Here is a 12,721-nt window from a genome sequence, read left to right as displayed (position 1 = left end):
GCTGATTGCTCAGCGCCTGAAGAAATCTCTGCAAGTGTCTCAGATACACCTTGCGCTTGTCTCGTTGCTTCGCCTGTTTGTTTTCTAATCTGCTGTACTTGATTATTTGTATACGAAAATGTTGTATCAATATTTTTTACCATGCCCCTTAAGTTTCCTAACATCATATTAAATGCAACACTTAAAGATTTAATTTCATCATCTGTCTTCGGTAATGGAACATCTTCACGAATATCACCCTCAGCTGCTTTTCTTGCCGCTTCCTCTAACTTGCGAAGCGGTTTAATTAAAAATACGGCTGCTCCATATGCTAAAATTCCAGACCATACTACCCCTAATAACATAACGATAATATTATATACAGTTTGACTTACATAACTTTGAAAATAATCGTATATCACGTAAATAAAAAATATACTTGTTGAATATGTAATGAAAGCTAAAACTGTAGTGAATAGCATAAGTTGTGTACGTAATCCAAAAGAAAATGTTTTTCTTTCTTTTTCCATCTTCCCTTTCCCCCTTTTTATAAGCAATATAAATACTACCTATATATTATTATCCATATTTTCATTATAGAAGGATATAGAGATTTTAAAAATCATTATTTCTTTGAATATCAAATTGCACGAAAAAAATAAAGGATTCTGACAATTTATGACTAATAACAGAAATACAGGGCAACATTTGTAAAATATATTTTTAACTGGGGGTTTTGTATGATTCAAGTTCGAAATCTAGTAAAATCATTCGGTTCACTTGATGTGTTAAAAGGAATTGATTTAGAAGTAAAAGAAAAAGAAGTTGTTGTTTTAATTGGTGCCAGTGGTTCTGGTAAAAGTACATTACTTCGCTGTCTTAACTTTTTAGAAATGTACGATGAAGGCGAAATTCACTTACAAGGTGAGCGAATTGATCCAAAGCATTCAAATTTAAATAAAGTCCGTGAAAATGTCGGTATGGTTTTTCAGCACTTTAACCTCTTTCCTCATATGACCTCACTAGAAAACATCATAGAAGCACCTATTCACGTAAAAAAATTAGAGAAAGCAAATGCACAGGATATTGGAAATCAACTTCTCCAAAAAGTCGGCCTTCAAGATAAAGCGGATGTAACTCCTCATCTTCTTTCAGGTGGTCAAAAACAGCGCATTGCCATTGCACGAGCTCTTGCAATGAGCCCTAAGATTATGCTATTTGATGAGCCTACCTCAGCTTTAGACCCTGAACTTGTTGGAGAAGTATTGCAAGTTATGAAAGAACTTGCTGAAGAAGGGATGACAATGGTTATTGTTACTCATGAAATGAATTTCGCAAAAGATGTAGCTGATCGCGTCATCTTTATGGACGATGGAAAGATTGTAGAAGATGCTCCGCCAGTACAATTCTTTTCAGCTCCATCACATGAACGGGCAAAACAATTTTTACGCAACGTTTTATAATGTAACTTTTGTTTCAAACGAAAAGGAATACATTCATACGGTGCACAACTAATCATCCAAATAAAATATTTCAATAACATACTAAAAAACCATCCGTATGATCAATATATAGGAGGGGTTTTATGAAAAGAAAACTATTAACCATTGTTGCGAGCATTACACTATGTACATCCTTCATACTAGGAGCTTGTAGCAAAGAAAGCTCTACTACTTCATCAAATAGTGAAAAAGAATTTCGCTATGCGATGAGTGGATTATACAAACCTTTTAACTATAAAGAAAATGACGGCAAACTTGTCGGCTTTGATGTAGAAATCGGTGAAGCTCTTGCTAAAAAGATGAACATGAAGGCTACGCCCGTTACAAACCCATGGGAAACGCTGATTCAAGGTCTTCAAGCGAAGAAATATGATGTAATACTGGGTAGTATGGCAATTACAGAGGAGCGCTTAAAAGCTGTTAGTTTCTCAAATCCGTACTATCGCTCTGGCGCCCAAATTTTTGTGGCTAAAAAGAATACCGCTATCTCTTCTCCAGAAGATTTAAAAGGTAAGAAAATTGGTGTTGTAAAAGCTAGTACCTTTAAAAATCTTGTTGCAAAATATACAGATCAAATCACAGAATATGACAGCGATATTACTGCTCTTATGGACTTAGAGCCTGGGCGTGTTGACGCAGTAATTACGGATCAAATGGTTGGTCTACGTATGATAAAAGAAGGAAAATCGAAGATAAAAGAAGCCGGAAAACCATTAAATCTTGATGAAATGGGAATTGCTATTCGCAAAGATGATAAAGAAATGGTTGAGAAAGTAAATAAAGCGTTAGATGAAATCATTAAAGATGGTACGTATGAAAAGATCAGTAAAAAATGGTTCGGGCGTAATATTCTCGGTGAAGAGGAAAAAACGAAGTAAGTTAGCCATTCAAAAGATTCATAAACAATGCCCCACTGATTAAATGTTCATTTTATGTGGGGCATTTCATTCTCTACTAAAATCTATACAATATGAGGTGAAACGCATGTTTGAAATTTTTATCTCTTCCTATCCCACACTCTTAAAGGCTACTATTGTCACATTACAATTAACATTAACTTCCCTAGTACTCGGTTCATTAATTGGATTATTATTCGCTTTCTTTCGAATCTCTAACAATAAAGTTTTAAATAGTATCGCTCATGTCTACATTGCTATTATTCGTGGTACACCTTTAATTGTTCAAATTGCCATTCTCTATTTTGGGATTACATCCGTTGTTGTTTTCACCCCTTTTTGGGCAGGTGCAATCGCTTTAGCAATTCATAACGGAGCATATATTACGGAAATTTTCCGTGGATCTATTCAATCCGTTGACCGGGGACAATTAGAAGCAGCTCGCTCTTTAGGCATGCCTTATCCTTTAGCTATGCGACGAATTATATTACCACAAGCATTTCGTCTGTCTCTTCCTCCTCTAGGAAACCAATTTATTATCGGATTAAAAGATTCTTCACTTGTTGCTTATGTAGGAATGTCCGAATTATGGGGTTCAGGTTTATCAATTGCAGCAGGTAATTTCCAACAATTAGATACTTACATAATCGTTGGTGCATACTATCTCATACTTGTTCTTCTATTTACTTATTTTGTTAATCTTTTAGAAAAACGACTACAACGAAAAGAAACTAACTCCGTCCAAGTCCATAAAAGGAACAAAAAGGAAGTTTCTTTATAAGAAAAAGCAAGCCTGAGATGGCTTGCTTTTTCATTGCAAAAATATATTAATTTTTACTGATTTACTTTTTTAATACTCTTTTCTTCTTCTATATGTTCCTCACGATATGAAATATTATGAGGATCTAGTCCATTTCCTAAAGAACCATAGAAATGCTCTCTATGCGGATCCACTAATTCACTTCCTTGATAATACACACGTGGTGTATTCCATAGCGCTGCCAAAGCTTTTGTCATCGGCATCTCATGATAGCGTTCCGGCCACATTTCTTTAATCTTCTCTTTTACTAACGGATAGTATTTAGAACTCATAGCGGGAAACAGATGATGTTCTGTATGATATGAGAAATTGAAATGTAAAACGTCTACCCAGCGCGGCACTGTTACTGACAAACAGTTTGCTAACGGATCATTTACTGGAACAATTGGATTTAAGCGGTGATTTGTTGCGATATATGCCATTACAATAAAGTTAGCAATTAACAACGGAATGACATATGCAAATAACCATTTTCCAGGTCCCATAATAAACAATAAACTAATCCAAACTGTCCAAGGCAAAAGAAGTTGAAGCCATACAGATTTTTGATTGGATGACTTGAACTCTTTTATAAAATGAAAGAACATTCGAGTCGAATGCAATGTAAATTGAATTGTTAGTGACAGAAAACTAAAGAATGAACGTACATGTAAAGGCATACGATATACCCAACTCAAAAACTTACTCTTCTTAAGTTTCTCAAGTGTCGGCCATGCATCTGGATCATTCTCTTCATGCTGTGTATGAACATGATGCGTTGCATTATGCCACTTTCTCCAAAGCTTTGGCCCTGTTGATAATGGCATAAATGCAATCGCGCCTAAGAAGTCACGAAGCCATGCCTTTCTTACAACAGTTCCATGTAAAATTTCATGCCCTAAAAATCCTAGTGAAGCAAAACATAATCCAAGAACAATCGCAATTCCTAGATTCGCCCACACATTCAATTCAAATACACCAATCGATATTAATCCCGCCAATGCCACAAGCAAATAAGCCAGTCCACCAAATAAACGAGTAGGCACTGGTTTAAATGCTTTTTTCGGCAAATGTGGTGATACACGTGCTGCATACCACCCAAACGTATGAAGCTCCTTCATCCTTTTGCTCCTTTCTTATGCCGCGCCTTGCGCAACTTACATATATCAATTCTTGCTTCCAGATTGATTTTACTAGATGATCCAAAAAGCATCTACTATAAGGAAAATATACTCACTCTATCGTCACTTATTTTTCGCTTTTATTATCAATGAAAAACATTTCTCTTTTTACTCTCTATCAACCTTTCCACATGATGAATCATAACAATAGAATTTCTATATTGTCAACACCTTTTATGACCTAGTAATAAAAGGTGGTTATATTTTTATAATCATACTTTATTTCACTAAAGAAAATGTATAGATTCCATAAGGATTTACCCACTATATATAGACATTTTCTTAAACGCCATAGACTCTATCTCATTCAATAACTCCCTATGTAATCAACAAACAGAATCACTTGAATTTAGTTTTATATAAATCTTACTACATCATAATGCCCCACCTAATTAATTATATCAAAATAATTTATAACCTCTTTTAATAAAAATAGACTACTTCTAAAACAACACACATGAATTTCATATAATATGGAAATATTAAAAGGAAAATTGTTCTAAAATCAGGAGGTTTCCACAATGACAAGTGATACATTTCCACAACTGCCGCTATCTTATTGGATTGAATCTACTCAGTTTCCTACTTTCCCTCGTTTATCCGAAAATATAAAGACGAAAGTTGCTATTATCGGTGCTGGTATTACAGGTATTACTACTGCCTATTTACTTGCAAAAGAAGGCATCGATGTTGTTTTAATTGATTCTGGTCGTATTTTAAATGGAACGACTGGGCATACAACAGCGAAAGTAACAGCACAACATGATCTTATTTATGATGAATTAATAAATCATTTCGGTGTAGAAAAGGCCCGGCTTTACTATGAATCAAATAATCAGGCTCTACAATTCATAAATAAAACTGTTCAAACATATAAAATCGACTGTAATTTCTCAAATGAAGATTCATATTTATATACAACTACTGATAACGGATTAAGAAATTTATCGAAAGAATATGAAGCTTATCAAAAATTAAATATACCTTGTGACTATGTTCAATCTCTATCGATTCCTATTCCAGTACAATCTGCGCTTGTAATGAAAAATCAAGCACAATTCCATCCCCTTCTTTATTTAAAAACACTTTTAGAAAAGTTTGTGGAGATGGGCGGAAAGGTCTACGAACAAACAACAGCTATGGATGTGGAAAAGGGCGATTATTCACAAATAATTACAAAAGAGGGCCATCATATCACTTGTGAATATGTCGTCTCTTGTTCACATTTTCCTTTTTATGATGCGAATAGCTTTTTCTTTACGCGAATGTACGCAGAACGCTCCTACGCTCTTGCAATAAAAGCAAAAACGGAGTATCCAGGTGGCATGTATTTAAGTATTGATGATCCAAAGCGCTCCTTACGCTATATAACAAACAATGGAGAAAAATTAATTTTGATTGGCGGAGAGAGTCATAAAACAGGTCAGGGAATAAATACGATGCTTCATTATGAAGCACTCTATTCTTTTGCTGAAGCCACTTTTGGAATAGATGAAGTTTCTTATAGATGGTCAGCACAAGATTTAATTACTCTAGATAAGCTTCCTTATATCGGACATATTAACGAAAGAAATCCAAATATATTTGTTGCAACTGGATATCGCAAATGGGGAATGACAACTGGAACTGCTGCTGCTCACCTACTGAAGGACTCCATCCTAAAAGTCCACAGTCCCTATAAAGAACTGTATGCACCATCACGCTTCCATGCAAATCCAGATATAAAAACATTCCTCTCCCAAAACATTGATGTTGCGAAACATTTAATTGCAGGAAAGATTGAAACCGCATTACGTAAGCCAGAAGATCTCGAAGTTGGTGAAGGATCTGTCGTACATGTTAACGGTAAACGAGCAGGTGCTTATAAGGACAAAGAAGGAAAATTACATATCGTCGATACAACTTGTACACATCTCGGCTGTGAAGTTGAATGGAATAATGGTGATTGTACTTGGGATTGCCCTTGCCATGGTTCTCGTTTTTCAATTGAGGGAGACGTTCTTGAAGGCCCAGCAGATCAACCGTTAAAACGAGTTGATAATGAGTAAACAAATAAAGAAGTTCAACAAAATTACTGTTGAACTTCTTTATTTGTTATAAACCCTTTTCAGATAAAATTCGACACAAGGAGGAAAATATTAACATTAAATAAAATAATATATTCATCTACAAATTAAAAGGGGTGAATATTATGCAACCTTCAGCTCCACCTCATCTAGAATCTACAGAAACTATCTTTCCAAGCTCTATTACAAAACTTGTTGTTTTTATTTGTTGGCTAGCCATTTTAGCTGATGGATATGATTTAGGTATTTACGGTGCCGTTCTACCAAAGCTCCTAGAAGACAAAAGCTGGGCGCTATCACCAGCGCATGCTGGTACAATTGCAAGCTATGCTTTATTGGGGATGTTTATTGGAGCTATTCTAGTTGGAACGATTACAGATCTAATTGGGCGTAAATGGACGCTTATATGCTGTTTAGCACTTTTTTCTATCACAATGGGTTTAGCGGCTATCGCTCCTTCTCCTGAGTTATTTGGATTATCTCGATTTATAGGAGGAATCGGATTAGGCGGTGTTATCCCAACAGCTTCAGCACTTACTGTTGAATATTCACCAAAAAAAAGGCAATCTTTTATTTATGCTCTTATGTTTACTGGCTATCCTTTAGGTATCGTGTTAGGTGCTATTTTGTCCATGCTTATGTTAGAAGATTTCGGATGGAGAATTATGTTTGGTATCGGAATGATTCCACTACTCCTCATTCCTTTCATTATTCGCTATTTACCCGAGTCCATTCAATTTTTATTATCACGTAATCGCCAAGAAGAAGTGAACCAAATTCTTAATCGTTTTCAAATTGAATTTCATGTAAAAGATAAAACTCATCAAGACCCATCTACTATACGAAAGAAAAATGGATTTTTTACTTTATTCTCAAAAGAATACATAAAAGCAACGCTACTTTTTTGGATCACTTATATAATGGGAATGTTTTTAATATATGGTTTAAACACTTGGTTACCACAGATGATGCGCCAGGCAGGATATCCTCTTGGGTCTAGTCTGTCATTTCTACTTATGCTAAATATTACCGCAGCTATCGGCGCATTATTCGCTGGAGCAATTGCTGATCGTATAGGAGCAAAAATTGTTATTAGCATCTCTTATCTTATGGCAGCCATATGTATCGGACTATTAACAATCAAACCATCTGTTACAATCATTTATCTTTTAATTGGCCTTGCTGGTATTGGATCAGTCGGTATTACTCAAATATTAAATGCATATGTAACACAATACTTCCCATCACATATCCGAGCTACCTCCTTAGGCTGGGGACTGGGGCTTGGCCGAGTTGGTGCAATTGCTGGCCCAATTCTCGTCGGTATTATTATGACAATGCAATATGACTTAGCATGGAATTTTTACTTATTCTCCTTTGCAGGTCTTATCGCAGCTATATCTGTTTTCTTCATTCCTACAAAATAAAAAGAGCACAAACTTACTTGTGCTCTTTTTCATATGCTTCAAACAACATATCTCGAAACAATGTATTTAAACTCTCAATATCGATTCCTGATCCCTTTTCAATTCCTTTTACATATTGCTGATAGTAATGAATTTGTTCTTCTAAAAATTGATTTAGCACCTTAATTTTCAATCCAACATCTAATTCAGTACCTGCTTTTTTCTTTATTAACAACTTTTCAATTTCATCTAATACGCTACGTTCTAATGATAATTCTGTAATTAATCGATCAAATTCTACAGGAGGTAAAGTCGTTTTCTCTTCTAGCCACTTACAAGCTAAAATGGGACGTAATACATAAAAGTACTTTTTCAGCTTTACATTCTCACCTTGCAAAAATTCACGATAATTTTTCGAAGCCATATGTAAATAATGATATATCGTTGCTTTTGGATCAAAATTCTTCTCACTCATCTGTTGAAGTAGTTCTGGAAAATTAGAGTTTTTCGAATAAAAAATTGGTGATCGAATCCACTCAAGTAAAGCAGGATTCGACTTCGCGAATAGTTGCAACGCCTTTTTAATATCCCAACCACTTATATCTAAATCATCACTAATTGGATATTCAATTACATCTCGTTTGTCATGAATTGATAAATACCATTCTACCGGATGTATATAAACGAACCTAACATCATAATCGCTATCTTTCGATGGAAACCCCCAAGCACGACTCCCTGATTCCACCGCAAATAAAATTTTTACATCATTCTCTTTTTCAATTCTTTCTAACTCCAACTCGATTTTCTCTCTCATTTCATAACATCTCCATTTTTTGATTATTTCCTTGGAAATTCGACAATACACTATTAATTTTACTACATACTAAAAAAACTGTCAGAAATTACTGACAGCCTAATGAAACGTCTATTGTTGCTTTTCAATTACAGTAGCAGCAATTCGTTCAAACTCTTTTTGAATCTCCTCTTTATATGCATCTACTATTGAAAAATCCATAGCAGCAATATAAATTCGTTCTAATTTATCACGAATCGATTTTGCTTTCGCTAAGAAAGACATCGCCTCATTCATTTTTGCTTTATATTGAATGGAAACATCACGAATTTCCTTCGCATATTTCTCATCCGTCCCTGGCGTAACAATAAGGGCATACATATCAATAATTTCATCACCCTCGCGACTTGGAAAATATTCATGTGGTGCGGTGCTATCAAAAATTGCAAAACCTAATTCTCTTACGATAACCATATCAAGACTATTCGGGTCAAATCCGCAATGATATACTTCAACTTCAAACCCTTTTTCTTCAGCTGCCTTAGCTAACTTTTTGAGCATCGTTGATTTTCCAGAACCTGGGCGCCCTTTTATAAAATAACGATGTGGTAACCCTTCTGTTAAATTAGGAACAAAATCAACTGCTCCTTTCGGTGTAGCAGCTCCTAAAAAACGATGTTTTACAAGCGATTGTCTCCCGCTTTTATCTGCAAATAATTTCTGGATTAGCTGATTGGTTAGTTCATTTGCTTTATTAAAATCTATATTATCAATATATATCTTCTCCCACTCATCATGTATAACCAATGCCTCTTTAAAACGTGCGTAAGCAGACTGAAAAGCTTTGCTTGCTTCTGAAACAAATCTTTCAATTTCTAACTTCTGCTTTCTTAGTTTATCTGAGTCCCAAGCAATTCCTAAATTTATATACTCTTCAACAACTCCTGGCATTTTTGGCTCAATAACATGCGGCGATGTCCCATCAACAATTCCTACTTTTAATTTTGGGATAATTACACCATCAACCGATTTATTATCAGAAGAACAATGTAAAAATTCAATATCATATCCTTTTTCAATCCATTCACGACCTATTGCCTTTATTAAAGAAGATTTTCCCGTTCCTGGGCCACCCTTTAAGATAAATAATCTGTCTAATCCTTTTAAATTCTCTTCGTATAAATTGTGAAATCCCCTAGCTGTATTACCACCAGCATAATAATTTAATACATTTCCTGTCACTGCACTCACTCCTTCGCAGCATTCTATTTACATAAGCTACAATATGCGAGCAGCTTTATTTGGGTGAATACCTATTTTGTATTGCACGCAAAAAGGAAATGAATTACAATTTAACTATCGGAAAATTCCGATTTTAAAAACTGAATACTTCTTTATCAAGAGAGGCAGAGGGACCGGCCCTTTGAAGCCCAGCAACCTCAGTTTATACAAACTGAATAGGTGCTAATTCCTGCAAAATGCAATGCATTTTGGAAGATAAAACTCAACTAGCATGTAAAGCTCATCTTTCTTGATACTGAAGGATGAGCTTTTTATTATTTGAAAAACATATATTGGAGGTATGTAAAATGAAAGTAATTGATTTATCACAAACATTTGAAAATAATATGTCTCAATTTCCTGGAACACCTAAAATACAACTAAAAGCTGTTACAAGTGTTGAAGAATCAGGATATCAAGTTACAGATTTTCATTCTGTCGTTCATGTTGGCACGCATTGTGATGCTCCTGCGCATTTTATTTCAGGCGCAACGACCATCGATCAATTACCGCTGGATCAATTTGTAGGTGAAGCTGTTCTTATAGATGTAACACATATTCAAGAGCGAAAATTACCTAAGACAGTATTGCATAATACTGACATAAAAGAAGGTGATATTGTTATTTTTCATTCTAATCTATCCACAAAATGGAATACAGAAGCTTATGAGAAGGAAGCATTTTATCTTTCTGAAGAATTAGCTAAAGAACTAGTGCGATTAAAAGTAAAATCTATCGGTTTAGATTTCATTTCTCCTGATGAAGTCACAACAGAAACATCACCGATTCATCACATATTACTAGGGAATGATATTTACTTAATTGAAAACTTAACAAATCTAGATGCTATCGAAGAAAAACGTTTCTTTTTCTCAGCAGCACCTTTAAAAATTAAAAATAGTGACGGTGCTTTCGCAAGAGCATTTGCTGTTATTTTTTAAACATAGCCTATAAAAAAAGCAAAGGCCACTACTGGTCTTTGCTTCTATATTTTCTATTTAAATTAAGAAAGAATTGTTCCACACGAGGACGCACCCAAGCTAAACAATCTATCTCTTTCTTCTTTGTGCAAGCTATCTCTTCTCCATCTACCATTTCAACAAGTTCTAGTTCTAACAGTTGCCTCGTGAATGCTAACATATTCACTTCTTCGGATGGATACTCTTCTTTTAATTTCTCCTCAATTTCCCCCAATAAAAAACCGTCACGCATCATTGCCAATGCATCAATCCAAAGTGGCGGCATTTCATATTTTTCTCCTGTAATTGTATCTTTTACAATATAATTCTTTTGCTCTTTTCGAAATTGAATCGTGTGTAAACATACAGTCGAATTTAATGTTAATTCCATCATACCACCTCTTTCATAATATCTGCATAGAAAAAAGGATGCGTGTGCACCCCTTCTTATCTTTTCATAACACTACTGAACCGCTACATGAGCAATCAATCTCATGTCGATATTTTCCTCCATTATAAACGAAGTATTTTATAAAAAAAACCCTTCTTGAAACATTTTATAAAATGTTTATATTTACACAACAAGAACACTTTTCTGAAAAATCTTTTCTCCCAATACATTAAAAGGTCGGCAAAAAAATTTCTACTTTCGTTCCTACTCCTACACTACTTTGGATCGTGATACTCCCTTGATGTTCCTTAATAATTTTATATGTAATCATTAATCCAAGTCCTGTACCAGTCTCCTTTGTTGTGTAAAACGCCTTGCCAATTTTTTCTAACTTCTCATTCTCTATACCAAATCCTTGGTCTTCAACAGAAATACACAAATGTCCTTGCGTTTTTTGATATGCACGGATATGAATTTCTCCACCCTCTGGCATTGATTCTATTCCATTTTTAATGATATTTAATAACACTTGTTTTAATTGCTTATCATCACCGTTTATAGCCGGTAAATTCCCATCTACTTGTAAATGACATTTAACTCTATATTGCGTTGCATAACTTTCCATTAGATGCACAACATATAGAAGGATGTCTCGTATATTACACCTTTCATAATTTGTTGGCTTTGGTTTTCCTAACAACATCAATTCACTAACAAATCCATTGACTCTTTCAATTTCTTGTAGCATAATGTCGTAGCTCATCGTATCAGTTGGATTTCTTTCTTTTTGCATTTGCGTAAACCCTTTTAACGCTGTTAACGGATTTCGAATTTCATGAGCAATTGTTGTAGACATAGTCCCAATCACAGCTAAATTTTCCGTCTCTTTCATATTGTTCATCATTTCAACCACTGTTCTTACATAAGATTGAAATCGTTTTAATAAAGAATGTGAAATAATGAAATAAAATACACATAAAACAAGTGGAATTATCACTTTTAAATCTTGTAATAGCAATGTGAAAAATACGTACTTTCCAATTACACTAAAGGACACTAAATAAAAGTATTTTCTATTCACGAAAACTGGGGCAAATAAAATTAATAACATTTCTACCATACTGCCATGTTCAAAAGGTCTATCCGTTCGCAAATAAATCATTAAATTATTCACAAGATTGATAAACATGTACCCAAATAAAAATAAATATTTTACAGAATATACATACCCTCTTTTTTGAAGATATATAGAAATAGGAAATAATGCTATTACAAATATAGGCACACCTATCCCAAGACTACCTTCTGGCCAACCTACCGCTGTTCCACTAATATTCATAGCAGGATATACAAAATAATATATAGCGTCATATAAAAAGAATATAATATAAAATAATAATATAAATACCTTTAAGGCTCTTCTTTCTTCATAAATCAAGCTCTTGTATTTATTCATATAAAAACT

The 12,721-nt window shown here is 34.4% G+C and carries 11 protein-coding genes, 1 pseudogene and 1 riboswitch; of the genes and pseudogenes, 6 read left to right on the top strand and 6 right to left on the bottom strand.

Annotated elements, in window-relative coordinates:
- Positions 1-158: 158 nt before the first annotated feature.
- Positions 159-344 (bottom strand): annotated as a pseudogene (locus tag BC_RS28355) (HAMP domain-containing protein); the annotation flags it as partial.
- 375 nt (positions 345-719) lie between these two features.
- On the opposite strand from BC_RS28355, the gene BC_RS02040 reads away from it, so the two are divergent.
- The 3 genes from BC_RS02040 to BC_RS02030 all read left to right on the top strand — a co-directional run bounded on the left by BC_RS02040 (position 720) and on the right by BC_RS02030 (position 3,158).
- Complete coding sequence (locus BC_RS02040) at positions 720-1,442, top strand: amino acid ABC transporter ATP-binding protein (protein ID WP_000616927.1); 723 nt, start codon at positions 720-722, stop codon at positions 1,440-1,442.
- A 122-nt stretch (positions 1,443-1,564) separates the two neighbouring features.
- Positions 1,565-2,359 (top strand): ABC transporter substrate-binding protein, encoded by a 795-nt coding sequence (locus BC_RS02035; protein ID WP_000823765.1) that lies wholly within the window; start codon positions 1,565-1,567, stop codon positions 2,357-2,359.
- Positions 2,360-2,402: 43 nt separating this feature from the next.
- Entirely contained in the window at positions 2,403-3,158 is a 756-nt protein-coding gene (locus BC_RS02030) for an amino acid ABC transporter permease (protein ID WP_002025246.1), read from the top strand.
- Between the two features lie 53 nt (positions 3,159-3,211).
- Here the strand turns inward: BC_RS02030 and BC_RS02025 are convergent, their stop codons facing one another.
- Positions 3,212-4,297, bottom strand: a complete 1,086-nt coding sequence (locus BC_RS02025) for a fatty acid desaturase family protein (protein WP_000661226.1) — start codon at positions 4,295-4,297, stop codon at positions 3,212-3,214.
- 581 nt (positions 4,298-4,878) lie between these two features.
- Here BC_RS02025 and BC_RS02020 point away from each other — a divergent pair.
- Together BC_RS02020 and BC_RS02015 are read left to right on the top strand one after the other, a co-directional pair.
- Positions 4,879-6,405, top strand: coding sequence for an FAD-dependent oxidoreductase (locus BC_RS02020; protein ID WP_000199987.1), 1,527 nt, complete (start codon positions 4,879-4,881; stop codon positions 6,403-6,405).
- Between the two features lie 143 nt (positions 6,406-6,548).
- Positions 6,549-7,850, top strand: coding sequence for an MFS transporter (locus BC_RS02015; protein ID WP_001183086.1), 1,302 nt, complete (start codon positions 6,549-6,551; stop codon positions 7,848-7,850).
- A 13-nt stretch (positions 7,851-7,863) separates the two neighbouring features.
- On the opposite strand, the gene BC_RS02010 is transcribed toward BC_RS02015, so the two are convergent.
- The gene (locus BC_RS02010; RefSeq protein ID WP_001208237.1) at positions 7,864-8,646 is read right to left on the bottom strand and encodes a nucleotidyltransferase domain-containing protein; all 783 of its coding nucleotides are present in this window, start codon (positions 8,644-8,646) and stop codon (positions 7,864-7,866) included.
- A gap of 111 nt (positions 8,647-8,757) precedes the next feature.
- The gene (locus BC_RS02005) at positions 8,758-9,867 is read right to left on the bottom strand and encodes a PRK06851 family protein (protein WP_000147460.1); all 1,110 of its coding nucleotides are present in this window, start codon (positions 9,865-9,867) and stop codon (positions 8,758-8,760) included.
- A gap of 149 nt (positions 9,868-10,016) precedes the next feature.
- A riboswitch (SAM riboswitch) is annotated at positions 10,017-10,129 on the top strand.
- 85 nt (positions 10,130-10,214) lie between these two features.
- On the opposite strand from BC_RS02005, the gene BC_RS02000 reads away from it, so the two are divergent.
- Complete coding sequence (locus BC_RS02000) at positions 10,215-10,847, top strand: cyclase family protein (RefSeq protein WP_000862987.1); 633 nt, start codon at positions 10,215-10,217, stop codon at positions 10,845-10,847.
- A gap of 28 nt (positions 10,848-10,875) precedes the next feature.
- On the opposite strand, the gene BC_RS01995 is transcribed toward BC_RS02000, so the two are convergent.
- Together BC_RS01995 and BC_RS01990 are read right to left on the bottom strand one after the other, a co-directional pair.
- Positions 10,876-11,256 (bottom strand): hypothetical protein, encoded by a 381-nt coding sequence (locus BC_RS01995; protein WP_000424116.1) that lies wholly within the window; start codon positions 11,254-11,256, stop codon positions 10,876-10,878.
- A gap of 229 nt (positions 11,257-11,485) precedes the next feature.
- Positions 11,486-12,712: an ATP-binding protein gene (locus tag BC_RS01990; protein ID WP_001046103.1), complete on the bottom strand. Its 1,227-nt coding sequence runs from the start codon at positions 12,710-12,712 to the stop codon at positions 11,486-11,488.
- Positions 12,713-12,721: the final 9 nt, after the last annotated feature.

It is taken from the genome of Bacillus cereus ATCC 14579 (assembly GCF_000007825.1).
GTDB classification, from domain to species: domain Bacteria; phylum Bacillota; class Bacilli; order Bacillales; family Bacillaceae_G; genus Bacillus_A; species Bacillus_A cereus.
This window is presented reverse-complemented; position numbering and strand designations above follow the sequence as displayed.